General features: G+C 67.5%; 22 protein-coding genes and 1 pseudogene. 11 read left to right on the top strand and 12 right to left on the bottom strand.

The genetic code is table 11. From position 1 onward, the window contains the following. Positions 1 to 4: 4 nt before the first annotated feature. Positions 5 to 973 carry an alpha/beta hydrolase gene (locus tag MKK49_RS23750; RefSeq protein WP_244032589.1) on the bottom strand — a complete coding sequence of 323 codons (969 nt, stop codon included), beginning with the start codon at positions 971 to 973 and terminating at the stop codon, positions 5 to 7. 75 nt (positions 974 to 1,048) lie between these two features. Further along, the gene (locus tag MKK49_RS23745; RefSeq protein ID WP_244032587.1) at positions 1,049 to 1,630 is read right to left on the bottom strand and encodes a carboxymuconolactone decarboxylase family protein; all 582 of its coding nucleotides are present in this window, start codon (positions 1,628 to 1,630) and stop codon (positions 1,049 to 1,051) included. A 158-nt stretch (positions 1,631 to 1,788) separates the two neighbouring features. Here MKK49_RS23745 and MKK49_RS23740 point away from each other — a divergent pair, with 158 nt between their 5' ends. The 4 genes from MKK49_RS23740 (at position 1,789) to MKK49_RS23725 (ending at position 4,148) form a co-directional block, all read left to right on the top strand. Next, positions 1,789 to 2,880 carry a catalase family protein gene (locus MKK49_RS23740; protein WP_244032609.1) on the top strand — a complete coding sequence of 364 codons (1,092 nt, stop codon included), beginning with the start codon at positions 1,789 to 1,791 and terminating at the stop codon, positions 2,878 to 2,880. Positions 2,881 to 2,894: 14 nt separating this feature from the next. Beyond that, positions 2,895 to 3,191 (top strand): hypothetical protein, encoded by a 297-nt coding sequence (locus MKK49_RS23735; protein ID WP_244032585.1) that lies wholly within the window; start codon positions 2,895 to 2,897, stop codon positions 3,189 to 3,191. A gap of 24 nt (positions 3,192 to 3,215) precedes the next feature. Beyond that, entirely contained in the window at positions 3,216 to 3,632 is a 417-nt protein-coding gene (locus tag MKK49_RS23730; protein WP_244032583.1) for an ester cyclase, read from the top strand. Positions 3,633 to 3,710: 78 nt separating this feature from the next. Then, positions 3,711 to 4,148 (top strand): hypothetical protein, encoded by a 438-nt coding sequence (locus MKK49_RS23725; RefSeq protein WP_244032580.1) that lies wholly within the window; start codon positions 3,711 to 3,713, stop codon positions 4,146 to 4,148. A 153-nt stretch (positions 4,149 to 4,301) separates the two neighbouring features. On the opposite strand, the pseudogene MKK49_RS23720 reads toward MKK49_RS23725, so the two are convergent. Both MKK49_RS23720 and MKK49_RS23715 read right to left on the bottom strand, forming a co-directional pair. Then, positions 4,302 to 4,841: pseudogene (locus MKK49_RS23720) on the bottom strand (response regulator); the annotation flags it as partial. A gap of 95 nt (positions 4,842 to 4,936) precedes the next feature. Further along, the gene (locus MKK49_RS23715; RefSeq protein WP_244032579.1) at positions 4,937 to 5,335 is read right to left on the bottom strand and encodes an MAPEG family protein; all 399 of its coding nucleotides are present in this window, start codon (positions 5,333 to 5,335) and stop codon (positions 4,937 to 4,939) included. A gap of 263 nt (positions 5,336 to 5,598) precedes the next feature. Between MKK49_RS23715 and MKK49_RS23710 the strand changes: the two genes are divergently transcribed. Continuing rightward, a complete protein-coding gene (locus tag MKK49_RS23710; protein WP_244032573.1) occupies positions 5,599 to 6,036 on the top strand; it encodes a MarR family winged helix-turn-helix transcriptional regulator in 438 nt (145 codons plus the stop codon). 294 nt (positions 6,037 to 6,330) lie between these two features. Beyond that, positions 6,331 to 6,849: a peptide-methionine (S)-S-oxide reductase MsrA gene (gene msrA / locus MKK49_RS23705; protein WP_244032570.1), complete on the top strand. Its 519-nt coding sequence runs from the start codon at positions 6,331 to 6,333 to the stop codon at positions 6,847 to 6,849. A 57-nt stretch (positions 6,850 to 6,906) separates the two neighbouring features. Here the strand turns inward: msrA and MKK49_RS23700 are convergent, their stop codons facing one another. Next, positions 6,907 to 7,116: a hypothetical protein gene (locus MKK49_RS23700; RefSeq protein WP_244032568.1), complete on the bottom strand. Its 210-nt coding sequence runs from the start codon at positions 7,114 to 7,116 to the stop codon at positions 6,907 to 6,909. Between the two features lie 200 nt (positions 7,117 to 7,316). Here MKK49_RS23700 and MKK49_RS23695 point away from each other — a divergent pair, with 200 nt between their 5' ends. Beyond that, complete coding sequence (locus MKK49_RS23695; protein ID WP_244032567.1) at positions 7,317 to 8,453, top strand: alpha/beta hydrolase; 1,137 nt, start codon at positions 7,317 to 7,319, stop codon at positions 8,451 to 8,453. A gap of 186 nt (positions 8,454 to 8,639) precedes the next feature. Continuing rightward, the gene (locus MKK49_RS23690; protein WP_244032565.1) at positions 8,640 to 9,311 is read left to right on the top strand and encodes an HAD family hydrolase; all 672 of its coding nucleotides are present in this window, start codon (positions 8,640 to 8,642) and stop codon (positions 9,309 to 9,311) included. A 38-nt stretch (positions 9,312 to 9,349) separates the two neighbouring features. On the opposite strand, the gene MKK49_RS23685 is transcribed toward MKK49_RS23690, so the two are convergent. The 7 genes from MKK49_RS23685 to MKK49_RS23655 form a co-directional block, all read right to left on the bottom strand. After that, on the bottom strand, positions 9,350 to 10,282 hold the full coding sequence (locus MKK49_RS23685; protein WP_244032563.1) for a molybdopterin-dependent oxidoreductase: 933 nt from the start codon (positions 10,280 to 10,282) through the stop codon (positions 9,350 to 9,352). Further along, positions 10,279 to 11,160 (bottom strand): cytochrome b/b6 domain-containing protein, encoded by an 882-nt coding sequence (locus MKK49_RS23680; RefSeq protein WP_244032607.1) that lies wholly within the window; start codon positions 11,158 to 11,160, stop codon positions 10,279 to 10,281. The genes MKK49_RS23685 and MKK49_RS23680 overlap by 4 nt, the downstream gene beginning before the upstream one ends. 76 nt (positions 11,161 to 11,236) lie before the next feature. Next, positions 11,237 to 11,470, bottom strand: a complete 234-nt coding sequence (locus MKK49_RS23675) for a hypothetical protein (protein ID WP_244032561.1) — start codon at positions 11,468 to 11,470, stop codon at positions 11,237 to 11,239. 499 nt (positions 11,471 to 11,969) lie between these two features. Further along, entirely contained in the window at positions 11,970 to 12,755 is a 786-nt protein-coding gene (locus tag MKK49_RS23670) for an SDR family NAD(P)-dependent oxidoreductase (RefSeq protein WP_244032557.1), read from the bottom strand. Positions 12,756 to 12,923: 168 nt separating this feature from the next. Then, positions 12,924 to 13,829, bottom strand: coding sequence for an SDR family oxidoreductase (locus tag MKK49_RS23665; RefSeq protein WP_244032554.1), 906 nt, complete (start codon positions 13,827 to 13,829; stop codon positions 12,924 to 12,926). 648 nt (positions 13,830 to 14,477) lie between these two features. Continuing rightward, positions 14,478 to 15,881 carry a reverse transcriptase domain-containing protein gene (locus tag MKK49_RS23660; RefSeq protein ID WP_244032553.1) on the bottom strand — a complete coding sequence of 468 codons (1,404 nt, stop codon included), beginning with the start codon at positions 15,879 to 15,881 and terminating at the stop codon, positions 14,478 to 14,480. 723 nt (positions 15,882 to 16,604) lie between these two features. Beyond that, entirely contained in the window at positions 16,605 to 17,897 is a 1,293-nt protein-coding gene (locus tag MKK49_RS23655; protein ID WP_244032548.1) for a flavin monoamine oxidase family protein, read from the bottom strand. A gap of 493 nt (positions 17,898 to 18,390) precedes the next feature. Between MKK49_RS23655 and MKK49_RS23650 the strand changes: the two genes are divergently transcribed. The 3 genes from MKK49_RS23650 to MKK49_RS23640 all read left to right on the top strand — a co-directional run bounded on the left by MKK49_RS23650 (position 18,391) and on the right by MKK49_RS23640 (position 24,536). Beyond that, positions 18,391 to 19,221 (top strand): Crp/Fnr family transcriptional regulator, encoded by an 831-nt coding sequence (locus tag MKK49_RS23650; RefSeq protein WP_244032547.1) that lies wholly within the window; start codon positions 18,391 to 18,393, stop codon positions 19,219 to 19,221. Further along, positions 19,212 to 22,019: a PAS domain S-box protein gene (locus MKK49_RS23645; RefSeq protein WP_244032545.1), complete on the top strand. Its 2,808-nt coding sequence runs from the start codon at positions 19,212 to 19,214 to the stop codon at positions 22,017 to 22,019. Before MKK49_RS23650 ends, MKK49_RS23645 begins: the two co-directional genes overlap by 10 nt. Positions 22,020 to 22,097: 78 nt before the next feature. Next, positions 22,098 to 24,536 carry a PAS domain-containing protein gene (locus tag MKK49_RS23640; RefSeq protein WP_244032536.1) on the top strand — a complete coding sequence of 813 codons (2,439 nt, stop codon included), beginning with the start codon at positions 22,098 to 22,100 and terminating at the stop codon, positions 24,534 to 24,536. The last annotated feature ends 54 nt before the right edge of the window (positions 24,537 to 24,590 follow it).

Here is a 24,590-nt window from a genome sequence, read left to right as displayed (position 1 = left end):
CCCTTCAGGCCCTGCGGAGGGCCCTACCGAGCAGGCCGGCCAACTCCTCGGTCGCCGCCAGGCAGCGCCGAGAATGCGCGGTCATTTGGATGAAGCCGTGCGGCAGGTCCGGATGGTGGACGTAGGTGAGATCGTTGCCCGCCGCCGCGAGCTTCCTGGCATAGGCGTGACCGACGTCACGCAGCATGTCGAAGCCGCAGGTAACCAGCAGCGCACGCGGCAGATCCGCGTGGCTGTCCGCGTTCATCGGCGTCACGTAGGGCTGCGTGTAGTCGACCTCGTGCGGCAGCAGGTGCCAGAGGAACTGGTGGACGCCCGCCGTATCGACGTAGGCGCCGGTCCGGTTCTCGATCCCGGCCTTGGTGTCGAAGGGGAGCGCCGTCTCGGGGTAGAGGGGCATCTGCAGGGCGAGGCGCGGCCCACCGGTGTCGCGCAGGCGCAAGGAAATCGTGCAGGTCATGTTGCCGCCGGCCGAGTCGCCGCCGAGCGCGATCCGCGCCGGGTCGATCCCGCGCTCGGCGGCATGCTCGAACAGCCAGCGGACGACGAACTCGTTCTCGTCGATCTGGACCGGCCACTGGTACTCGGGGGCGAGCTTGTAATCGACGCAGTAGACCTGCGCGCCGCTACCCTCGGACAGGTGCCGCATGGCGGTCTCGAACTGGTCGAGCGAACCGACCACGAAGCCGCCGCCGTGCAGGTAGACCAGGGCAGTACCCTCGGCCGGGCCGGGCTTGGAGGGGTGGTAGACGCGTACGGGTACAGTGCCGTGCGGACCGCGCAGGCCGAGATGCTCGATCCTGCCAATGGGCGGCTTGTCGGCATCGATAAAGGCGTCGTGGGCGCGCCGCTGCTTGTAGAACGGCTCCGGCCCTCCGAGCACCGGTCCGGTCTTCAGCCATTCCGCGATCTCGGGATCCATCGTGGTACGGGCCACCGTCTCCGGTAGGTCGCTCGCGGCGTAGACGGGCATGGGTACGCATCTTTCGGTGCGACCGGATCGGGTCCGGGTCGGCTTCATACGAGCTGGGACGGGAACGGCCGCGGGCTACGGGGCCGGGTCGACCTGCTGCTCCGGCACGGGCACGTCGAAGCCGTTCAGCGTGATGCAGACCATCGCGTACAAGCCGACGAGATGGATCAGCTCGGACACCCCGCCAGCGCCGAACGCCGCGACGACCCTGTCGTAGACGGGGCGCGGAAGGACGCCGCCGGCATTCAGGTTGCTGGCCGCGTCGAAGACGGCGGCCTCCTCGGCCGTCAGATCGGACGGACGCTGCCCGGCTACGATGGTCGCGACCTTGTCTTCCTTCAGGCCCTTCTCAAGCGCGACCTGGACGTGGGCGTAGAGTTCGTAGGCTGCCTTGAAGCGCGAGCCCGTCACCAGGATCGCGACCTGCCGTGCCGCGTCCGTCAGGGCGCCGCGCTTCGACACCGCCTCGGTGAGGTCCCAGACCGCTTGGCCGATCTCCGGCTCGTGCAGCCATGGATTGAAGGGTCCGAGCAGGGCGCCGTCCGCCCTGGCCGTCTGGAAGCCTCCGAACTGCTTGGCGATGCCGGCCTGGAGGGTCTCGTAAAGCCGGCGCTGATCCCCGGTGAGGTCTTGCGGTGGAATGGGCGGGAGACGCAACGGAGAACTCCGGGAGGGGGACGGGGCAGTTATATCGACCTACCCGCGACAAGCCCCCCCTGGCCTCGGCGTTCCAAAAATTCGTTCACGTCTGAGTGAAATGAGCCTGAGCGAGGAACGGACGGGGTCAAGCGAGGTTCATCGTCGGATTAGAAATGATGGAGTCGAGAGTTTTGCCAGAGCCTGTCCGTTACAGCCCCGATGTTGAGGTCGTGAAGCCTGACGAGGGTAAGACCATCGAGGGACTGAACGAGACCTTCGACACGATCCTGAAGAGGGTCGCGGACGACTCCGGCCATGCCGTGCGCTCCGTCCATGCCAAGGCGCACGGTATCCTTGACGGCGTGCTCAGGATCGATCCGAACCTTCCGCCGGAACTGGCGCAGGGGCTGTTCGTCAAGCCCGGCGAGCACAAGGTCTACATGCGGCTGTCGACCAACGCCGGTGACATCCTGCCGGACGCCGTCTCCCTGCCGCGCGGCCTCGCGCTCAAGATCCTGGATGTCGAGGGCGAGCGCCTGCCCGATGCCGAGGGTACGACCCAGAACTTCATCATGGTCAACGGCAAGGTCTTCCAAGCTCCGAACGCCGAGAAGTTCCTGGGCAGCCTCAAGATGCTCGCCAAGACCACCGACCGGGCCGAGGGCCTGAAGGTCGCCGCCTCCACCGTGCTGCGCGGCGTGAACAAGGCGCTGACGGCGGTGGGCATCGAGAGCCCTACCATCGGCTCGCTCGGTGGTGCGCCCAACGTCGATCCGCTCGGCGAGATCTACTACAGCGTCACCCCGTTCCGGTACGGGGACTACATCGCCAAGTTCTCCGTCGCCCCCGTAGCCGCCGGGCTGACCGCCCTGACCGGCACCGAGATCGACGCCTCCGGCCGGCCGAACGCGATCCGCGATACGGTGCAGTCGGAGATGGAAGGCATTGAGGGCGTCTGGGAGTTCCGGGTCCAGCTATGCCGCGACCTCGAACGCCAACCCGTCGAGGACTCGACCGTCGAGTGGGACGAGGAGGAAGCGCCGTTCCAACGGGTCGGCCTGATTACTGCCCGACCACAGGACAGCTGGGACGAGGCCCGCGTCCAGGCCGTGAACGAGGAGATGCGCTTCTCGATCTGGACCGGGCTCGCCGCCCACCAGCCCCTGGGCAACATCAATCGCGCTCGCAACGCCCCCTACAAGCATTCTGCCGAGTTCCGCCAGCGCTTCAACGGCTGTCCAATCCACGAGCCGGGTGCCGGACGCTGAGAACGGAGGAGACGATGCGCGGCCTCATCTCGGGCACGGTCCTGGCGGCGCTCGCCGTCATCGGATCCACGCAACTCCAGGCAGGAGAAACCATGAAGACTGAGCTGAAGCCTTACAACGTCACCATCCGGGTGTTCGACCCGACCAAGGGCATGGAGAGCGGCCATGACTACGTGCTGCCGGTCGACAGTCCGGATGTCGAGCACGCCATCGCCTCGACCACCGCCAACGCCGCCTCGTTCACGAAAAAGGCCGACGGTGGCAAGGCCCTCCCGGTCGCCTTCACCTGCATCAAGGTCGAGTCGCGCTGAGGCGACGCCGGTCGGGAGAAAACGATGTCGACGGAATCGAACAAGGATCTGGTGAAGGCGTACTTCGTCGCGTTCCGTGCCCGGGACGAGGCATGGTGGGACCGGTTCATCGCGCCCGACTTCGTGCGCCACGATCCGGGCCTCGACTTCGAGGTGCGTGGAATGGCCGGCATTCGCAAGCTCGCCGAAGTGTTGCACGGCGGCCTATCCGATATCGAGATGCCCGTCGACGAGGTCATCGCGGAAGGCGACCGCGTGCTGGCCCGCTTGCGTTTCCAGGGGCGGCACACCGGCGAGTTTCAGGGCATCCCCGCCACCGGCAAGGCGGTCGACATCGTGGTTATGGACTATTTCCGCGTCGCGGACGACAGGCTGGCCGAGCACTGGGCGCTCATGGACAACCTGACGATGCTCAAACAGATCGGCGCCGTCGACGCCTGAGATCCTGGGTTGCCCCGATCCGACCCACCTCACGCCACCGACAAGGCTCACCCGACTTTACGAGAGACTCGCGAAGCTATGTTCCGATTCACGGTACCTTTCATTCTTGCCCTGGGGATCGCACTGCCAGCCGTCGCGCAGGACGGCCAAGCGACCCGCCACGCGAGCATGCTCATCCATGGCAATTACTGCGGCCCCGGCAACAACGCCCCCGCTGCCCCCATCGATGCCCTCGATGCGGCCTGCGCTCGGCACGACGCCTGCACGCCAACGGGTGCGCTTGCCTCACCGGCTTGCAACGCCCGCCTGAAGCACGAGGCTGACCTGATCGCCAACGATCCCCGCCAGCCAGACGACCTTCGTGCGCTGGCCGGGTTCGTCGCCGCCGGTGCCGCGATGCTGCCCTCCGCTCGCGGTGTCGCATCGGTCCCGGCGAATGGGCCCTCGATGAGCGCCGCCGTGCGGCACCGGACTGCCGAACGCCGTTCGCTACCGACGGGTGCCGACGAGAACTGAGGTCGTTGGATGTTCGCCGACCACGGTCGAGCGTGTTGGCAGCTTTAAAGAATATCGCGCAAGGTCACAGCGGTGTCCCCCAGGCCGCGGTGACCCCACAGACCGTCGTTTCATCGACACGGAAACGGCACCAAGATGTTGGTGCGGCAGCTGTCACGGTCCCGCGATCAGGTCTCTGATGCGGGTGGCCAACGCCTCCATCACGAACGGCTTGGTCAGCAACGACATGCGGGGGTCGAGATGGCCATTCCCGACCACCGCGTTCCCGGCGTAGCCGGTAATGAACCGGACCTTCAGATCCGGTCGGGACACACGGCCGGCGTCGGCCATCTGGCGCCCGTTCATGCCGCCCGGCAGGCCGACGTCGTTTACGAGCAGGTCGACGCGACAACCCGATTGCAGGACCTTGAGCCCGGCCGGGATGTCTGTTGCCTCGATGGCGGTGTAGCCGAGATCCTCCAGCACCTCGGTGACCAGCATCCGGACGGTGGGCTCGTCATCGACGATCAGCACCATCTGGTCCTGCGCGGCACGGGGCGCGTTGCCGAGGCAAGCCATCACGTCGGCCTGCTCAGCCACGCCGTAGTGCTGTGGCAGATAGAGGCACATCGTCGTGCCCTCGCCGACTTCCGAGTAGATCCGCAACTGCCCGTCCGATTGCCGCACGAAACCGTAGAATATTATCAGGACCAGGCATTATCCTGGTCGGCGTGCGGTCGATAGGCGTTATCGGCGCGGTGGGCCCTGCTAAGTCAGGTTGTTCCTGGTCGTCAGGACTCCGGAGACGCTCAGGTGGCCCGCAGCAACAGGGTGACGGCGGCAACGACGATGACGCCGAGGGTGGCGAGGATGCCCCCGCCGCGGCAGGCGAATTGAACCGGCGAGTTCTTGGCGGCGAACATCCCGAACGGATGCAGGACACGGCCGACAAGGAGGACGATCAGGAGCGTCCGTACCAGCGTCGGTCCGCTGCCGCCCGCCTCGACGAGGGCCACGAGGATCAGGGCGAGCGGCACGTACTCGCCGAAGTTGCCCTGGGTCCGGATGCGCTTCTCCAGCGCTTCGTTGCCACCGTCTCCATGCAGCGTGTCGGAGGACACGCGGCTCGCCATGACCCAGGCCGAAAGGCCGACGTAGATGAGCGCGAACAGGCCGGCGTAGAAGGCGGTCAGGGCGGGATAGGTCATCGGCTTTCCTTATGGGGCATCGTGATTGATCGCGGCATGGTCGACCGCGAGCGCGGACGTGGCGGAAAGGGCCGCGACAGTAAGGGCCACGATCAGGATCTTCCCCATAGCGTTTCCCCTCTACGATGGACCCTTGATAGGGTCCCGTCAGATTGACCGGCACGAGAGCTGGAACCACCACCGCTGGATACATTCGTTCACGCGTGGATCATCCAGACCTGAACGGAATTTGAGCTATGGTTTCGAAGAAGTCCAGACTGCGGTTGGACGACCAGCTCTGCTTCGCGCTCTACGCAGCGACCAACGCGTTGGTGCGTGCCTATCGTCCGATGCTCGCCGAGCTCGGCCTGACCTATCCGCAGTACCTCGTGATGCTTGCCCTATGGCAGGACGGTACGACGGCAATCCATGCCTTGGCCGAGCGGCTGCAACTCGGGTCCAACGCCGTGACCCCGCTCGTCGACAAGCTGGAGGCGGCCGGTTTCGTCACGCGCACCCGCGGCGCTGACCGGCGCGTCGTGCTCGTCGCCCTTACCGAAGTGGGTATCCAACTTGAGGCTGATGTCTCGGCCGCGCAGCAATCCGTCGTCTGCCGGACGGGGCTGGCCGACCGCGAGCTCGCCGATCTGCGTCAGGAACTGAAGGATCTCAGCGAACGCATTGCCGCCGCCGGTGCCGCGACGCTGGACGAACCTTCATAGAGGGCCCGCCGGACGAAATGGCGAGGGCTCAGATGCGCGCATACCAAGCGTAGCCCTGGTTCTCCCAACAGCGCCCTTGACCTCGCCGATCTTGGCCAAGCTCTCGGACACCGGCTTCGAGATGCGTCCGGGCGGTGGCGATTTCCCGTTCCGTAAAGGTTGCTTTCGAGGGCGTCCCCGACTCTCACGCGAGCCCATGGACCCAAATCGAAAATCGTGCCCGAACAGGGGAAAACTGCCTCCCGGGTTCCATTTGAAGACCGAGGGGCGTCTCACACGTATGGAGCGGCAAGGATGAGCGACGAGAGGGCGGTGCTGGCGGGCGGGTGCTTCTGGGGCATGCAGGACCTGATCCGGCGCCAGGTAGGCGTGGTATCGACCCGCGTTGGGTACACCGGCGGCGACGTGCCAGACGCGAACTACCGCAACCACGGCACCCACGCCGAGGCCATCGAGATCACCTACGACGCGAACAGGACGAGCTTCCGGCACATGCTGGAGTTCTTCTTCCAGATCCACGACCCGACAACGCCGAACCGGCAGGGCAACGACCGCGGCCTGAGCTACCGGTCGGCGATCTATTACGTCAACGACGAGCAGAGGCGGATTGCCGAGGATACCATCGCCGACGTCGATGCCTCCGGTCTTTGGCCGGGCAAGGTGGTCACGGAGGTCGCGCCCGTCGGCCCGTTCTGGGAGGCCGAGCCCGAGCACCAGGATTACCTGGAGCGTCGCCCCGACGGATACACCTGCCACTTCGTCCGGCCGAACTGGACTTTGCCGGTCCGCTCCCCGGTCCCGCAGGACGCCTGAGGGCATCCAAGGGTATCGGCGGTTTCGGACGTCGATACCCTCCCGATCAGGCGTCGCCTACCTGAGGGTCGCGGACTCCCCGTCTTCCAGGGGGCGATCCTCGTTGTCGTGACCGCCGGTCGAGACGTGGGAGTTCAGTCGGCCCAGATGCTCGAAGACGTGCTCGAAGGCGTTGGTGACAGCCTGCTCGAAGGAGCCGTCGCCCTTGCCCATGGCGGCCTTGAGCGCGCTGAGCAGGGCGTGGTGTTTCTCGGTATCGCTCGACATGGCGTTCCTCGTTGCCGGACGGGGCGCCGGCGCGGAAGGCCAAGCTCCGACCCCCGGACCCGGTTCCGGGGCGTCGCGGAGACCTCCAGCCTGCCCGTCCGGGACAATCAACGCCGGGAACGCCGGGCCACAGTCGTGGTTGCCTCCGTCGAGGGTCGCCCCATTCCAGGGGCGATCAGATTCACTGCCCGGGATATTTCATGCTCGTTCGTACCAAGATCGCCTGCCTTGCCACCCTTCTCGCCGGAACGACCTTCCTCGCTGCCACCTCGGCCTGGGCCCAGGCGCAGCCGACGATGAAGGACCATTTCGACGGTGCCGTCTCGACCGTGACCGGCTCGCCGATGGCGAATCTGGACGTCGACATGAAGCACGTGCTCGACGCGATGAAGAAGCTCGATCCGAAGCCGATCCCGAAGCTCTCCGCCCAGGAAGCCCGCAAGCAGCCGAGCGCCGCCGACGGCGTCAAGGAGCTTCTCAAGGAGCAGGGCAAGCCCACGGCGCCGGAGCCGGGTGTCACCACGAAGGACATGTCGTACGAGACTTCGGGCAGCACCCAGCCGGTTCGGATCTACACCCCCGATGGCGCCACCAGTCCGCTTCCGGTCCTGGTCTACTACCACGGCGGCGGCTTCGTGGTCGCCGACCTCGACACCTACGACGCGACGCCGCGCGCCATCGCGAAGGGCGTCAAGGCGGTCGTGGTATCGGTCGAGTACCGTCATGCCCCCGAGGCCAAGTTCCCTGCCCAGCAGGACGACGCCTTCGCTGCCTACAAGTGGGCGCTGGCCAACGCCAAGTCCTTTGGCGGCGACCCGTCCAAGGTCGCCCTGCTCGGCGAGAGCGCCGGCGGTAACCTCGTGACCAACGTGGCCATCATGGCCCGCGACGGGAACGTCGAAAAGCCCGTCCAGGTCGTGGCCGTCTATCCGATGGCCGGCACCAACCTCGACACGCAGTCCTACAAGGACAACGCCTCGGCCAAGCCCCTCGACAAGCCGATGATGGCCTGGTTCTACGACCAGACCGTCCGCAACGATGCCGACCGCGCCGATCCGCGGCTCGACATCGTCGGCAAGGCCGACCTCAAGGGCCTGCCGCCGTTCACGGTGGTGACCGCGCAGATCGACCCGCTGCACGACGACGGCAAGATGCTGGCGGACAAGATCAAGGCGGCCGGCGGGCAGGTCACCTACAGGGATTATCCCGGCGTGACCCACGAGTTCTTCGGCATGGGCAACGTCGTGGCCAAGGCCAAGGAGGCAGAGACGGCCGTGATCGGCGACCTCAAGGCAGCCTTCGGCGGCACTGCGACCGGCTCGACCGGCGCCAAGTGATCCGACGCCAGCCGGATAGATGACCGGCACGTCCGAGCCATCGTCGCGGGCCGACCTTTCCCGAGGTCGGCTCGCGTCCGTTCCGCACGAAACACGAATGGCTCGCCTCCTCGCAGCGGACCCTGATCCCTTCGACGCCAGCCTGACAGCGCCGAAACCCGCACGCCCGTCGATATCGGAGCCGCCATGCCCAGCCGCCCCAAGGTCGTCGCCTTCGACATCATCGGCACGGTGTTCAGCATGGAGCCGATGCGGCCCGCGCTGATGGCGCTGGGCCTGCCATCGCTCGCCCTGGACGTCCTCTACACCGCCGGCCTGCGGGACACCTTCGCCCTGGCGGCCACGAACAACTTCGCGCCCTTCCAATCCGTGCTGTCGGGATGCCTCGACGAATTGCTCGCCATGCAGGGCCTGACCGCCTCCTCGGATCGGAAGCGGGCGGTGCTCGACATGATGAAGGTCCTGCCCCCGCACGAGGACGCCAAGGCCGCCTTCCAGGTCCTTGCCGATGCCGGCATCCGGATCCTCGCGTTGAGTAACGGCGCGGTTGGCACCACGAAGGGACTGCTTGCGGCGGCGGGCATGGACGGCCTGGTCGAGCAGGTGCTTTCGGTCGAGGACGTCAAGCTCTCCAAGCCGCGTGCCGAGGTCTACCTTTACGCCGCGCAGGCCGCCGGGGTCGCACCCGAGGAGATGTTGTTGGCCGCAACGCATCCATGGGACCTCCATGGAGCCAAGGTCGCGGACCTGCTGGCCGGCTACGTCGCCCGTGGCCGGCCGTACTCCAAGGCGCTACGAGCGCCGGACGTGACCGGGGAGACCTTGCTGGAGGTCGCCTCGGGAGTGGTGCGTATGTAACGCCCGGTATTACAGGCCGGCATCACGGCCACGTCGTCTCAGATGCCAGCATACCAAGCGTAGCCCTGGTCCTCCCAGTAGCCGCCCTTGCCCTCGCCGATGTGCGCGAAGCTCTCGACCACCTCGATGCGCATCACGTATTTGGCCTGCTTGTAGCCGAGGTTTCGTTCGACCCGCAGCCGCAATGGAGCGCCGTTCGACACCGGAAGCGCCATCCCGTTCATGTCGTAGGCGAGGATCGTCTGAGGGTGGAACGCGTCCACGAGGTCGATGCTCTCGTAGTACCGGACCGGCGATCCGCCGCCGGCCGCGGTATCCTCCGACGCCTGCTGGCCGCCGGAACTCTTCCTGCTTTCCCCGGCGCCCGACTGCTTGGTCATGGCCGGGTTGGCATTCCCTGCGGGGACCGCGTCGACGGGGCCGTCATCCTGCGCGGTGTCGGCCCCGCCGTCGTCCTCGCCCTGGTCCATGGTGTCGGCGCAATGGAACACCACGTAGCGCGCCGCAGGCTTCAGCCTGGCCCGGGACAGGAGGTCGGCGAGCGGCACCCCGGTCCACTTGCCGATGGCGCTCCACCCCTCGACGCAATCGTGCCGGGTGACCTGGGTACGCGCCGGTAGCTTGCGGAGCTCGGCCAGCGACAGCTTGAAGGGCGCCTCCACGAGGCCGTCGACCTCCAGGTGGTACTTGGCGAACTTGCCCCTCGCCAGGGTCTTGTAGGCCATGTCCGGCGGGTCCTCGGTGCCGTTCGGCTTGAACCACGGCGAGATGTCGGCCTCGGCGTATTCCGGTGCCAGGGTCCGGTCGGTCAGGAGCAGGCGCTGGACGAACAGGTTGGCGTCCTCACCGGTCTTAAGGGTGCGCTGGAACCACGCCGCGTTACCGAGGCGGTCGCATCCGCCAACCAGGGCCGCCGCGGCGGAGGCGGAAGCCCCCGCCAGGAGGGCGCGTCGGCTTGGAAGGCGGCTCATGCCTGGGTCTCCCCGGCAGCGGGCGTCGGCTCGACCTTGCGCTCGATCACGAACCAGCCGGTGAGCATGCCGCGCATGTTGTTCCAGAAGCCCGAGAGCAGGACGAGGGCGACATGCACGATCACGAACAGGACCAGCAGCGCGGCCACGACGAAGTGGATCGTGCGAGCCGACTGGCGCCCGTCGAACAGCGTCAGCAGGAACGGGAACGCCGCGTTCATCGCCGGCGACATCGCCAGACCGGCCAGGACCTGCACCGGCAGGAGCACGAACAGCACGACGAGGTAGGTGAGCTTCTGGATGACGTTGTAGCGCTTGGCCTCGTCGCCTTGCGGGAAGCGCAGCGTCATGTGCTCCCAAACCGAAGCGCCGAAGTGCCGGATCTGGTCGCGTGACGGGATCACCCGGAATCGAAGCTGTCCGCTGACCAGCCCGTAGACTAGGTAGGCGAGGCCGTTCAGGACGAAGGCCCAGGCGAAAAAGAAGTGCCAGGAGCGGCCGCCGGTGAGATCCTGGTCGCTCGGCAGGGTCGCCCAGGCCGGGAAGCCGCGGTCCGCCGCCTCGCCGTCGGCGCCCGCCGAGGAGCCGAGCCAGCCGGTGGTGTCGAAGGTGTGCCCGAGGACTTTCGTGACGCCTTTCGGCGGATCGTCCTCGGTGGAGGACATCGCCATCAGCGGGGTGTCAAAGGTCGAGACCTTGCCCCAGTACAGGGCCGGATGGGCGTTGAAGATCTGCAGGCCGCTCATCAGCAGCACCAGGAGGCAGACCGCGTTGACCCAGTGCGTGAGGCGGATGACGGCGGGATGCCGGAATATCCACCGGCGGCGCTCGACCTCGCCGGTCTCGGGAGCGGATCTGGTCAGGTAGGTTCGAGCCAAACGGTCGTCCTCGAACTCATGGCCACCGGGGCGGAGGCCCCGCATCGGGGCCTCCGGAAGCGCATGGCGCTAGGGATCACATCCCGCGGTTCATCATCCGCTTCTTCATCATGCCGCGCTTCATCATCTGCTTCCGCATCATACGCTTCTTCATCAGCATCCGGTCGCCCTGCATCATGCGGACCTGGGTGACGCCGCTCTCGGACTGCATGCCGTTAGCGGACATCGGCGCGGCGCTGGCCGAACCGGAAGCGAGGGCGATGCCGCCGAGGGCGGTCAGGGCGGTCAGCGCAAGGGTGAACGTCTTCATGCAATATCTCCTGTACAGGTGAACATCTTATCCAACCCACAGGACAACAGCATGATTGTATCGTTGTTCCTTAAAAAAATGGGGTAATTATTATCTATTCTATAATAGATAGCCAATAGGTATCGCACGCTCAAATCAAGCCTGGGGCCAGGGCGCGATTCCGTTCTTGCGTATCGTTACGGGATCGGACCGCCGAAAGTTTCAGGTCCGACATCGCATCCGTTCGCGATGACGGCATCCGAGGCAGTGACTGCACCCGGGGCGACCCTACGGCTTGGCGGCGACAACCGCGGGGCACCCGTTCGTTGCCAGATTGCTGGCGGGGAGACCGAGCTACGGCCAGCGTGAGCCTCGGGGTTGGATGCCAAGCCGCGGGATCATGCCCACGCCCCGGCCGCGATGGTCACCAAGCCCAGCTTGTCGGATGGATGCGAAGTCGCCGACGCTCATGGGCCGGACGAGGGCGTCGGCCACAGCGGCGGCGATGCCCCCCGGAGGGTCAGCCCTGCAGGCGGGTCATCTTTGCGTGGCGTGCCGCCTTCTCCGGCTCAGGCGTCTTTCGGTTGTCGACGACCTGCTGCTTGGTCTCCGCGTCGCCACCGACGACGTGGTCCACGTCGTTCATCAAGGCCTCGAAGCCCTGGCGGGCGACCTCGGTCCTGTCGTTCTTCTTGCCGTGGTCGATGGCGCTGGTGCCCATGCCGGCGTTCTTGTGGAACTGACTGTCGGTTGCCCCGGGCAGGAGAGCCGTGACCGTCACACCGGTATCGCGAAGTTCCTCCCTCAGGCTCTCGGCGAACATGAAGCCGAACGCCTTCGAAGGGCCGTAGACGGTCTCGTAGGGGGTAGGCAGGGTGGCCGAGACAGACGAGGTGATCAGGATGCGGCCACGCCCGTTCGGGACCATGTGCTGCACCACCCGCTTGGCTAGGTGCACGGTGCCGGTGACGTTGATCGCGATCAGCCGGAACTCGTTCTCCAAATCATTGTCGAGGAAGGCGCCACCCTGGCCGATCCCAACGTTGAGGGCCGCGGCCTCGACGGAGCGACCGAGGTCGGTCACGAAGGTCCAGAATCCCTCGACGCCCTCGTAGGTCGAGGCGTCGGCCCTGTGAGGGTAAGCCTCCACGCCGAGGTCGCGCAGTTCGCCGGCGTCGTCGTGGACCTTATCGCTGGAACCAGTGATCGCGACGTCGAAGCCGTTCCGGGCGAACTGCTTGGCGAGCTCGAAGCCGATGCCGGAGGAGCCGCCGGTCACAAGGGCGAGAGGACGCTGAGATGCCATGGAGGTTCGATCCGTCTTGAGGATGGGCAGGGATGCGTATGAGGAACGGCACGCATGGCTGCGCCCGCCACCGTGGGCTCCCCTTCGTTCTCTAGGGGCGATGCCTCGGTTCGCTGAGTAGACCGGGCCGACCGGGAATAACGGTCGGCCCGATCCGGTGCGGTCCGGCTAGGCGGTGCCGTTACCACCGGTGGCGCCGTAGACCTCGCCGGTGACGAAGCTCGCCTCCTGGGACGCCAGGAACACGTAGATCGGGGCGAGCTCCACCGGCTGCCCGGGACGCCCCAGGGGAACCTCGGAGCCGAACGTCTCGACGGCTTCCTGCGGCTGGCCTCCGGACGGCTGCAGCGCGGTCCAGAACGGGCCGGGCGCCACGGCGTTCACGCGGATGCCCTTGTCGATGGACTGCTTGGCCACCGCCTTCGTGAACGCGATGATCCCGGCCTTGGTGGTCGCGTAGTCAACCAGGATCTTGGGCGGGTTGTAGGCCACGACGGACGCCGTATTGATGATGGAGGCACCCGCCGGCAGCAGCGGCATCGCCGCCTTGGTGATCCAGAACATCGCGTAGAGGTTGGTCTTCAGCGTCAGGTCGAACTGCTCGTCCGTGATGTCGCCGATGTCCGTCTGGTTGGTCTGCTTGCCGGCATTGTTCACGAGGATGTCGAGGCCGCCGAGTTCGACCACGGCCTTGTGCACCAGCGTCTCGCAGAACGGCCTGTCGGTGATATCGCCCGGCAGCAGGATCGCCTTGCGACCCTCGGCCTCGATCAGCCTGGCCACCTCCCGTGCGTCGGGCATTTCCGCCTCAACGAAACTCAGGGCGACGTCGGCGCCCTCACGGGCGAAAGCGATTGCAGCGGCGCGCCCGATGCCGCTGTCGGCTCCGGTCACCAGAGCCTTGCGGCCGGCAAGGCGCCCGTGCCCGACATAGCTCGTCTCACCGTGGTCGGGCTTCGGGTCCATCGCCTCGGCCAGCCCCGGCGCTTCCTGCGGCTGCCGCTTGAACGGCGGCTGCGGGTACTGGGTGCGGGGGTCTTGCATCGCCACGCGATGGTTCCGTACGTCCGTCATGAAGGTATCCTGGGGAGGTTGATCCATGCCGGCCATGACCGCGGCCGGCGCGGGCTTAGTCAGCCCCGGTCGCTGTCCAAATCAACTTCGGACGAGGGGCGTTCCCATCCGCGACCGCGGGTAATGGTCGCCCTGGCGTTTCCGACGGTCGGTACCCCGCCCCAAACTACAACCCGCCCGATGCATAGAACTCCATCGCCTGCATCGACGCCGGTTTACTTGGTAAGACCGACACGATCCTGCATCCCGGCGCGAGCCCTGGGGTCCACAGGTACCGCGAGCGCTGGAGGTTGCACCCGTCGTTCAGGGATGGCGCTCGGCCGAGCAAACCACCATTACGGTGAGGCTGACGGCGGTGGCATCCTCGGGGAGGCCATTAAAGCGTCCGAGTGCCGTTCGGGAGTCCGGCCTCCGGGCGGCCCGGCCGAGGAGCGTCCCGGCAATTGCGCATGCTATGTCTGCCAACGCCCCGACCTCGGCTGACAAGCGGTGACCGGCCAACGCCCATCCGCCGACAGCTCCGACTGCAAGCTGGAACGCGAAGGACGGCGAGATCTGGCGGCCGGGGGCGAAGCATGTCGGGGTACATAATTCCGGTCGCCGGACAGACGATGCGATTGCTCGCGCAGGTGCGGACCCACTGGGTGGTCAACGAGGGACGATTAGCCGATCCGCTTCGCCAGCAAGGTGCGGTGGCGACGATGGTGGCATCGGATCGAGCAGTGAAGGCATCCCGGTCAGCATCGAATGGCGCCCTCCCGCTCGCTTGGTGGGCCAGGGAAACGGGGATCGCTCCATCTCCGAAAGCGATTCGATCCCAAGCAACGAGCGTCGGCCCGCATCGCCGGCCGAACGCCGCTCGTCGGAGTAGATGCCGAGATAATCTCGGATCAGCCCCGTGATCGTGTCATCGAGCGCAGCGAAAGCCGCCCCGTCGTTGCAGAAGCTATAATGCTTGCCCCAGCCTTGGATCGCCCCGTCGAAGCGTCGAAGCGTACCTAGCAAGGACTGCCCTTTCGGAAGCACGGTGCCGGCCCGTCTGGCTCGGAATGCCTTTCTGCTCTCCTTCAGCATAGTCTCCAGTGACGCAACGAACTTCCGCTGAGCCTTAGCGGAGGGGCGGATCAGACCGTTCACCAGCTCGATGCCAAGGAATTCGAATCCCTCCGTGACGCTGCGGGGCTCCGTATGCGTCTTTTCGGGCGACAGGGTCATGCCAAGCCCAGAGAGATGGCTTGTGGCGCGTCTCATGCGGGCCGCGGCCGCCCTCTTGTTCGGCGCGAGCACGATGAAATCGTCGATGTAGCGAATGCAGCGGCAATCGCCCTCGTTCATGATCCTGTCGAACTCATGCAGGATCAGGTTCCCGAGCAGCGGCGAAAGGGAGTTGCCCTGGGCGACGCCGATGTCGTGGATGGGGAACTTCTCGATCCGCTCGCGTAGGTCGGCCATGTTGCTGAGCTCGACCCTCACGGCGTCGGTGAAGAGCGCCATGAAGTCCGGGTCGGGCACGACGCCCGCGATGATCGCCGTCACGGTCGATTTGGGGATGCGGGTGAAGAAGCCACTGATGTCGGCGCAGGAGACGAACGCGGCCCCATTGCCGATGGCGAAAAGCACCTCGCGGATCGCGGCTGGGACGGCCGCCAGGTCCTGCCCAGAAGCCTTCTTGATACCCCCGAAGCTGTGTGGGTTCTGAAAATAGGGCTGAAGGTCGCGAATGCCGGTCAGCACGCCGAGGATGGAGCGCTGGACGATGCGCGCCTCGACGGTTCCGAGCACGATGGGGCGGAAGGCCATTCGGTCCTTCTTGTCGCCCTTGGGAATGGGCACCGCCCGGGCGGCCGGGAACCTGAAGGTGCCGCGTCGCAGCCGTGCGCCGAGCGACGTGAGGTTTCCGAACGCATTCTCGCGGAACGCAAGGATCTCGTTACGGACCGTCTCCGATTTCGAGAACCGGCCGTTCGCCTCGATCACACGCCAGGAGGCTTCCAGGCTCGCCCGGCTGCGGACCTGCCTAAGAAGCGGCGATCCGATGAACCTGCGTGCCATCTAGTCCTAGGGCCCTGTTGTCTCACCCATACCCGTCCGACCAGGCTCTGCCCTCCCCGGAGGTACCTTTCGGCCCAATCCGAACGGTGTCGGCCCAGGCTCGCGCCCCGACCTTGCCGCCGCTCCGCCACCCCAGGCCACCGGGCGAGCCGGTCCCCGTCGCGACGAAGGCGAAAGAGATCCCGAACAAGAACGTCGTCAGACGTCCCGCTCCGGGGCGCGCCGCCTTGCGGCTGGCACGTTTTTGCTTGTCGCGTTGCGCATCACTTTCGACCTCCTGCCACCCTATCGTTTTTGGCCGGCGCGCAAGCCTTCGATGCCCAGGCGACCCCGCCCCACCCCCGAGAATAAATCGTCCAGCCGCCCAACAGGTCCCTTCGAGAGATAAGGTTGCGGCTAGTGTGTGATCGGACGGAACGGGCCTGCCCTCCCCGGAGGTACCTTTCGGCCCAATCCGAACGGTGTCGGCCCAGGCTCGCGCCCCGACCTTGCCGCCGCTCCGCCACCCCAGGCCACCGGGCGAGCCGGTCCCCGTCGCGACGAAGGCGCAATAGCAGAAGTTGAATTTGAGCCGAGCTGCTTCGAGATTGCAAGGCCTGCTCAATGCCAGCGGCAGGCTGGTGTGGGCGTTATCCCAGTCCCTCACGTCCGGCCTTGATCGGTCGGGACAGCTTGCCGGCCATCACTCGGGGGCGTGAGTCGGCTCGACCGAGCACGAGGTCGCTACCCGACCGCTTGCGCCCCTGCGGCAGCGAACGCGCCACGCCGCCCGAGACCGTGCCTGTCCTTAAGCGCCGCCATCGCCTCGTCGGCGGCCCTCTGCCCGCTGTCATGGGCCCCGTGGGCGGTCGTGAAGTCGAAGGGGTGCGTGGCCTCGCCCGCGAAGAAGATCCGGTCCTCGAAGGGCCGCGCCAGCCGCGCCCGCTCACCGGATCGGCCCGGCAGCGCGCAGCTATACGCGCCGCCGATGGACGCCATCCGGCTCCAGGACGTCGCCGCGAGCGGCCGGATCGCCGAGGCGACGTCGCTGCCGAACAGGGCGCCCAACTCCGCTAACACGAAGGCGAAGCCGGCGGCCGGGCCTTCCTCTTCCACGATGCGGGCCCCGTCGCCCCCAAGGAACGCCTCGATCACCGGCCATCCGTTCGATCGGATGGAGTAGGCAGCGGCCCTTGGGTCGTGCAGGTTGCCATAGGCATACGAGCCCGGCTCGAACGCGGCATCGCGCCCGATCTCCAGGAAGACTTTCTCGTTGCGGCCCAGCGGCAGGTTGGCTGCCGCTTCGCGCCAGGGGTCGATCCCGGCGGGAAGCTGGATTGCGCCCCCGGCCAGGACCGCGGTCGAGACCGTGAGGATGGCGGCTCCGGCGCGGACGACGCCGGCGCGCGTGGTGACGGACACGCCGTCCGCCGTCAGGTCGATCCGCTGGGCGGGGGTGGCGAGGCGCAGCGTCGTCGAGGACGGCAGGCTGGCGGCGACCAGCGTCCCGTAGCCGAGTGGCAGGTGCCAGTTACGGCTCGTCGAGGCTTCGTCGTAGGCCAAGTAGTCGGTGGCGGAGATCCCCTCCGGCGCGACGCCGCTCATGAAGCCGGCGATGGCCCGCACGTAGGCGTTCCAGGTGCCGCCCGGCTCAAGGGCATCGCTGGCTTGGTCGCTGCCAGCCGCCACCGTACGGAGCCGCTCCTCCCAGTCGCCGAACGCCCTCTGTGCCGCCTCCTGACCCTCCTCGTCCTGAACGATGCCGGGGTGAGCCTTGCTCCATGGCGGATCGCCTCGATCCACCGGGAAGCCCGAGGCCTCGGCGATACCGACCCAGGTGTTGCGGTCGCCGGAATGCAGCCACTCGCAGCCGAGGTCGAGCGGGTAGCCGCCGAAGTCCTGCGTGTATGCACGGCCGCCAAGGCGCGACGACGCCTCAAGCAGCAGGGCCGATGACCCATGGACCGCAAGCCGCCGGGCGGCGCCGATGCCGGCGGCGCCTCCCCCAACGATAATGACGTCGAACATGTTGCCCATGAGGCCAAGGTGAGGTCGGCCGAGACGGCTTCCAAGGTTCGTGCGGCAGTCGCACGGCACCGGAGCCTGATGTGATCGGTGGACACGCCGTCCCGGCCTTGCGTCTCGGCACCGGCCGGGACGCGGTCGCGTTCTCTGACTTGGTATCGAAGTGGCGGTTCAGATCGGCAGGCCGGCAACCGGTGATCCCCGGCAACGCCGACCATTCGCCGCCTTCCGTACGATCACCGGGCAGGCGGTCATGGTTAAGGGATCGTCGAGCCCGGAAGTGGGCAACTGGAAGCTCGTCCCACAGCCCGCTTCCCTCGGAGACTTGTCCGACGTCGTCGTCGCACACGTCTCGCCCTGGTTCGTGCCGCCCCGGGCCGTCGCCTGGTCAACCAGATGACGAAGCCGTGTCGCTAACCGTCTAATGTCCGATTGTGGGCAGTCGCCGGGCATGCCATGAACCGTGGCGTCTTGGGCACGCGTCGCGCCCGGAACCCCCATTCCCATGTCTAGCGAACCGGCCCATCCCTTCGAGGGCAACCTGCTTCTCGCCGCGCTCGCTCCGAGTGACCTCGCGTTGCTGGCGCCCCACCTCGCACGTCGGGAGCATGCGCGCCACGACGTGCTGTTCCAGGTCGACGAGGACGTCTCGCACGTCACCTTCCCGCTAGACCGGACCGTGGCGACCCTGGTCGTGCCGATGGACGGGGGCCGGACGGTCGAGACCGCCACGGTCGGGCACGAGGGCGCCGTGGGCGGCGTCGTCAGCCACGGCTACCTGCCGGCCTTCACCAAGTGCGTTGTCCAGATCGAGGGCGCGGTCTTGCGCATGGACGCGGACCGCCTGCGCGAGGCCAAGGGCGCCTCGCCGACCCTGAACGACCTGTTCGTTCGCTACGCCGACTGCCTGCTTTCGCAGGTGCTGCAGTCGGTCGCCTGCAACGCCGCCCACCCCATCGAGCAGCGGGTGCTGCGCTGGCTGCTGGGCCTGCAGGACCGGCTCGGCACCGATGCCCTGCCGGTCACCCAGGCCGTGCTCGGCGACATGCTCGGGATCGGGCGCACCTACGTGACCACGGTCCTCGGCCGGCTGCAGGACCGGGGGCTGATCCATGTCGGGCGCGGCCGCATCCACATGCTCGACCGTGCGCGGACGGAGGCGGCGTGCTGCGGGTGCCACGCCCGTGTGCGCCGGCACTTCCAGGCCGTGCTCGGGACGATCTACGCACCGGACGGCGGGATCCTCGCCGTCGAGGGAACCGAGCCCGGAACGGAACCCAAGCCAAGGCCCGAGGCCATCCTGCCGGAACTTCGGGAGGGAAGCCCGTGCTCGTGACCGACCTCGCCACCATCCCGCCGGTGGTCCTCGACGCCTCCAGGCTCGCCGCCCTCGACGCCTACACGATCCTCGACACCCCGCCCGAGAAGGGGTTCGACGACATCGTCCATCTCGCCAGGAAGGTCTGCGACGTGCCGGTGGCGCTGGTCAGCCTCGTGGCCGGCGACCGGCAATGGTTCAAGGCGCGGGTCGGGTTCGAGCCCTGCCAGACTACGCTGGACCAATCGGTCTGCGCGCACGTCCTCGGACAGCCCGACCTCCTCGTCATCCCCGACCTGAGTCTGGATGTGCGCACCCGGGACAACCCGCTTGTGACGGGCGCCCCGTTCCTGCGCTTCTACGCCGGTGCGCCGCTGCGGGCGGCGAACGGCGAGCATCTGGGCTCCCTGTGCGTGATCGACGTCGTCCCCCGTCCGAAGGGCCTGACCGAGGACCAGGCCGAATCTCTCAGGGCGCTCGCCGGACAGGTCATGGCGCAACTGGAGCTCCGCCGTTCGCTGGCCGAGCGCGACGCCATGCTCGACCAACAGCGCGCCACCGTCGTCCAGCGCGAGGCCCTGCTCGCCACCCAGGCCGGCGTGGCGGCGGCGGGGGGACGGCTCGACGACGTCCTCGCGGCCGTGGTCGACGGGGCATTGAGGGCGCTGCCGCAGGCCGAGGGCGGCGTGGTCGAGATGCGGGAGGGCGAGGAGCTCGTCTACCGCTTCGGGGCGGGCAACCTCGCCCGCCATGCCGGGCTGCGCCTCCCGCTGGTCGGCAGCCTCGCAGGCGCCTGCCTGCTGTCCGGCAGGGCCACGGTCGTGGGCGACGTGCTCGACGATCCGAACGTGAAGCGCGACCTGATCGAACGCCTCGCGCTGCGCTCCTGCGTGGTCGCACCCATCGTGCGTGGCGACGACACCATCGGTGTCCTCAAGCTCCAGTCCAGCTGCGTCGGCGCCTTCACGGAGCGTGACGTCGAGATCGTGGGCCTGTTCGCCGGCACCGTCTCCTCCGGCCTGGCGCAGGTCGGCGAGGCAGAGGCGCGCCGCAGCGTCCGTGCTGGCGAGGACCGCTACAGGGCGGTGTTCAACAGCGCCATCGACTACGCGATCATCGTCATGGACCTCGACGGCCTCGTCGACGACTGGAACGAGGGAGCGACCCGCATCCTCGGCTGGGAGCCGGCCGAGATGGTCCGGCGACCGGCCGACGTGTTCTTCACGCCCGAGGACCGCGCCGACGGCATCGCCGCCAGGGAGATGCAGGCTGCGCTCGACCAGGGCCGCGGCATCGACGAGCGCTGGCACCTGCGCAAGGACGGCAGCCGCTTCTGGGCCAACGGCGAGATGATGGCGCTCCGCGACGAGGCCGGCACCGCCATCGGCTTCCTCAAGATCCTGCGCGACCGCACCGAGCAGCGCGACGCCGCCGCCAAGTTGCAATCGAGCGAGGCGTTCCTGCGCAGCGTGCTCGATTCCTCGGCCGACTGCATCAAGGTGCTCGATCTCGACGCCCGCATCGAGTTCATGAGCGAGGGCGGCATGCGCGTCATGGAGGTCAATGCGTTCGACGGGGTGGCCGGCAAGGACTGGACCGGGTTCTGGGAGGGATCGGGCCGAGCCGAGGCGAAGGCGGCGGTCGAGGCCGCGCTCGGTTCCGGCGTCGGCCGCTTCGCCGGTCCCGCCTGTACGATGAAGGGCACGTTGCGGTGGTGGGACGTCCAGGTCACGCCGATCCATGACGCCGACGGCGCGGTGTCGAAGCTGCTCGCCGTGTCGCGCGACGTCACCGCGAGCCGGAAGGCCGAGGAAGCGTTGCTTGCCAGCGAGGCGAGCCAGCGCTCGATCCTGGAGACCGTGCCGGTCGGCATCCTCTTCGCCGAGGCCCCGTCCGGCCGCATCGTCGGCGGGAACGCGCGGATCGAGGAGATCCTCGGCCATCCTGTGCTGCACTCTCCCGGTGTCGCGGCCTACGAGGACTGGCGTGCGATCCATGCCGACAGCAGCCCGGTTGATCCGACGGACTATCCGCTGGCGCGGGTGATCCAGGGCGGCGAGGCGCGTGCCGAGCTGCAGGTGCGGTACCCGCAGCGGGACGGCACCGAGACCTGGATCGACATCGTCGCGGTCCCGGTCCTGGGACCGGACGGGTCCGTGACCGGGGCCGTCGCGGCCGTCTCGGACATCGACGCGCGCAAGCGGGCCGAGGAGCAACGCGACCTGCTCAATGGCGAGCTCAGCCACCGCATGAAGAACCTGCTGGCAATGGTGCAGGCCATCGCGGCCAACACCCTTCGGGGCGCGACCGACATCGAGGTGGCCAAGGAGGTCCTCGCCGACCGGCTGATCACGCTGGGCAAGGCGCACGACCTGCTGCTCGGGGGCGCGGCCGAGCATGCCGCGATGGAAGCCGTGATCCGCGGCGCGGTCGGCCTGCAGGACGACGGATCGGGACGGGTGCACTACGGTGGCCCCGCGGTCGAGATCGGCGGCAAGGCGTCCCTCGCCCTCGCCCTGATGATCCACGAGCTCGCCACGAACGCGGCGAAGTACGGCGCCCTCTCGACCCCGCGGGGCCGGGTCGACATCGCCTGGACCCTGTCGGGCGGGGACGATGCGCGGACGCTCGCTATTTCCTGGCACGAGAGCGGCGGCGTCCCGGTCATCGCGCCATCGCGAAAAGGGTTCGGCACGCGATTGATCGAGCGCGGCCTCGTCGGCGCGGTCGACGGGAAGGTGGTGCTTAGCTACCCGGCGGACGGCGTCCGATGTGTCGTCGAGGCACCGCTCGCCAACTTCCAGGATGCACTTTGAGATCGTCGGGCAACACCTGGGCGATCCCGCCGTTGTCGCTGCGGCCCTACCTGCCCCGGATGCCAGATACCGCCCTGCATGCCCGTTGAGACCAGCACGCGTTCGATGACGTTCCCGAAGGCCGGCGGTGAGATGGGTGCGATGATGCGCGCCCACGATTGGGATCGCACGCCACTGGGCCCGGTGAAGGGCTGGCCCGCCGCGCTGAAGGTCGCCGTCAACCTGATCCTGGCCTCGCCGGAGAGCATGTTCCTGGCGTGGGGGCCGGATCTCACCTTCCTCTTCAACGACACCTACCGCCCCATCCTCGGGCCTAGGCTTTCCAGGGCGTTGGGCGCCACGATGCCCGAGCTCTGGTCCGACGTCTGGGACCAAGTCCGCCCGGCGGTCGAGAAGGCTTTCGCCGGCACCGCCAGCCGGTTCGATGACCTGCCGCTGACGATGGCCCGGCACGGCGTCGAGGAGGAGACGTGGTGGTCGTTCTCGTACTCTCCGGTCTATGACGAGGCCAATACGGTCATGGGCCTGTTCTGCGCCGTGACGGAGACGACGCAACGCGTCCTCACCGAGCGCGCCCTGCGCGCGCGGGAGGCCGAGCTCCTGCTCGTCACCGACGCCCTGCCGGTGCTGATCGCGTTCATCGACCGCGACCTCGTCTATCGCTTCGCAAACCGCGCCTACGAGCACTGGTTCGGCCTGACGCCCTCGGACGTGATCGGGCGCCACGTCCGCGAGTTCGTAGACGCGGCCGGCCTCGAAGCGCGGCGCGGGGCCTTCGAGGCCGCGCTTGCCGGCGAGCAGGCGCGGCTTGAGATCGACTGGCCGTACGCCGACGGACGTCCCCGGGTGGCCGACATCCGATACATGCCGCGCCGTGCGGAGGACGGCACCGTCGACGGATTCTACGTGTTCGTGCTCGACGTGACCGACCGCAAGCAGGTCGAGAGCCACCTGCGGGAGACGAACGAGACCCTGGAGCGGCGGATCGCCGAGAGGACCCACGACCGCAACGCGCTGTGGCAGCTCTCGTCCGACATCATGCTGAGGTGCGGGTTCGACGGGATCATCGTCGCGGTGAACCCGGCCTGGGAGGCGGTGCTCGGGTGGTCGGAAGGGGAAGTGGTCGGAACGAACCTGTTCGACCTGATCCATCCCGAAGACATGCAGCATACCATCGAGGGGGCGCAATCGTCATCGCAGGGCCAAGCCTTCGCCCGGTTCGACAACCGATACCGCCACAAGGACGGCCGCTATCGCTGGATCTCGTGGTCGACGCGCCCGGACGCCGGCGTCATCAACGCGGTTGGGCGGGACTTCACCGTCGAGCGCGAGCGCACCGAGGCCCTCCATGTTGCCGAGGAAGCCCTGCGGCAGGCCCAGAAGATGGAAGCCATCGGCCATCTCACCGGCGGCGTGGCGCATGACTTCAACAACCTGCTGACCGTCATCAAGTCCTCCACCGACCTGCTCAAGCGACCCGCCCTCGCCGAGGAGCGCCGACTCCGATACGTCGGGGCGATCTCCGAGACCGTAGACCGGGCCGCCAAGTTGACGGGTCAGTTGCTGGCTTTCGCCCGTCGCCAGGCGCTGAAGCCCGAGGTGTTCGATGTCGGCCAAAGCCTGATGTCGGTTGGCGACATGGTCGCGACGCTCACGGGTTCGCGCATCGCGGTCCATGTGAAGACACCGGAGGAAGTCTGCCTCATCGATGCCGATCCGAGCCAGTTCGACACGGCGATCGTCAACTTGGTGGTCAACGCCCGCGACGCGATGGACGGCGAGGGTAGGCTCGACATCGCCGTCAGGCCGGCCGCCGCCATCCCGGCCGTGCGCTCGCATCCGCTCCTGCCCGGCGATTTCATCGCGGTGACGGTGAGCGATACTGGGACGGGCATCGCGCCCGACGACCTCGGACGGATCTTCGAGCCCTTCTTCACCACCAAGGGCGTCGGGCACGGCACGGGGCTGGGTCTGTCGCAGGTGTTCGGCTTCACCAAGCAGTCGGGTGGCGAGGTCCAGGTCGACAGCGTCGTCGGCCGCGGAACGACCTTCACGCTTTATCTCCCCCGTTCGTCCGCGGACGCCCCGGCGACCGTGGAGGCGCCGGAGCCCGCCCCCCTGGTCGAGGGCCACGGCACCTGCGTGCTGGTGGTCGAGGACAACGTCGACGTCGGCACATTCGCGACGCAGACCCTTGCCGAGCTTGGCTACGGCACCGTCTGGGCCATCGACGCCCACAAGGCGCTCGCCGAACTCGACCGGGACGCCGAGCGCTTCGACGTGGTCTTCTCCGACGTGGTGATGCCCGGCATGGACGGCGTAGCGCTCGCCCACGAGATCGGGAGGCGGCATCCCGACCTGCCGGTCGTGCTCACCAGCGGCTACAGCCACGTCCTCGCCAAGGCAGGCACGGGAGGGCTCGACCTGTTGCGCAAGCCCTACTCGGTCGAGGAGCTCTCCCGCATCCTGCGCCGGGTCGCGATGGTGCGCAGGGACGCGCGGGCCGGTATCGGTTGATGCAGGGCATCGCGACACCCGGCGATCCGGGATCCACCTCGAATCCGGATATCC

The organism is Methylobacterium sp. J-090 (assembly GCF_022829345.1).
In the GTDB taxonomy this organism is placed as follows: domain Bacteria; phylum Pseudomonadota; class Alphaproteobacteria; order Rhizobiales; family Beijerinckiaceae; genus Methylobacterium.
This window is presented reverse-complemented; position numbering and strand designations above follow the sequence as displayed.

Coding starts and splice junctions, on each gene's coding strand:
- MKK49_RS23750 (WP_244032589.1), bottom strand. CDS start 973: ATGCCCGTCTACGCCGCGAGCGACCTACCGGAGACGGTGGCCCGTACC.
- MKK49_RS23740 (WP_244032609.1), top strand. CDS start 1,789: ATGGAGTCGAGAGTTTTGCCAGAGCCTGTCCGTTACAGCCCCGATGTT.
- MKK49_RS23735 (WP_244032585.1), top strand. CDS start 2,895: ATGCGCGGCCTCATCTCGGGCACGGTCCTGGCGGCGCTCGCCGTCATC.
- MKK49_RS23730 (WP_244032583.1), top strand. CDS start 3,216: ATGTCGACGGAATCGAACAAGGATCTGGTGAAGGCGTACTTCGTCGCG.
- MKK49_RS23725 (WP_244032580.1), top strand. CDS start 3,711: ATGTTCCGATTCACGGTACCTTTCATTCTTGCCCTGGGGATCGCACTG.
- MKK49_RS23715 (WP_244032579.1), bottom strand. CDS start 5,335: ATGACCTATCCCGCCCTGACCGCCTTCTACGCCGGCCTGTTCGCGCTC.
- msrA (WP_244032570.1), top strand. CDS start 6,331: ATGAGCGACGAGAGGGCGGTGCTGGCGGGCGGGTGCTTCTGGGGCATG.
- MKK49_RS23700 (WP_244032568.1), bottom strand. CDS start 7,116: ATGTCGAGCGATACCGAGAAACACCACGCCCTGCTCAGCGCGCTCAAG.
- MKK49_RS23695 (WP_244032567.1), top strand. CDS start 7,317: ATGCTCGTTCGTACCAAGATCGCCTGCCTTGCCACCCTTCTCGCCGGA.
- MKK49_RS23690 (WP_244032565.1), top strand. CDS start 8,640: ATGCCCAGCCGCCCCAAGGTCGTCGCCTTCGACATCATCGGCACGGTG.
- MKK49_RS23685 (WP_244032563.1), bottom strand. CDS start 10,282: ATGAGCCGCCTTCCAAGCCGACGCGCCCTCCTGGCGGGGGCTTCCGCC.
- MKK49_RS23675 (WP_244032561.1), bottom strand. CDS start 11,470: ATGAAGACGTTCACCCTTGCGCTGACCGCCCTGACCGCCCTCGGCGGC.
- MKK49_RS23670 (WP_244032557.1), bottom strand. CDS start 12,755: ATGGCATCTCAGCGTCCTCTCGCCCTTGTGACCGGCGGCTCCTCCGGC.
- MKK49_RS23665 (WP_244032554.1), bottom strand. CDS start 13,829: ATGACGGACGTACGGAACCATCGCGTGGCGATGCAAGACCCCCGCACC.
- MKK49_RS23660 (WP_244032553.1), bottom strand. CDS start 15,881: ATGGCACGCAGGTTCATCGGATCGCCGCTTCTTAGGCAGGTCCGCAGC.
- MKK49_RS23655 (WP_244032548.1), bottom strand. CDS start 17,897: ATGGGCAACATGTTCGACGTCATTATCGTTGGGGGAGGCGCCGCCGGC.
- MKK49_RS23650 (WP_244032547.1), top strand. CDS start 18,391: ATGTCTAGCGAACCGGCCCATCCCTTCGAGGGCAACCTGCTTCTCGCC.
- MKK49_RS23640 (WP_244032536.1), top strand. CDS start 22,098: ATGCCCGTTGAGACCAGCACGCGTTCGATGACGTTCCCGAAGGCCGGC.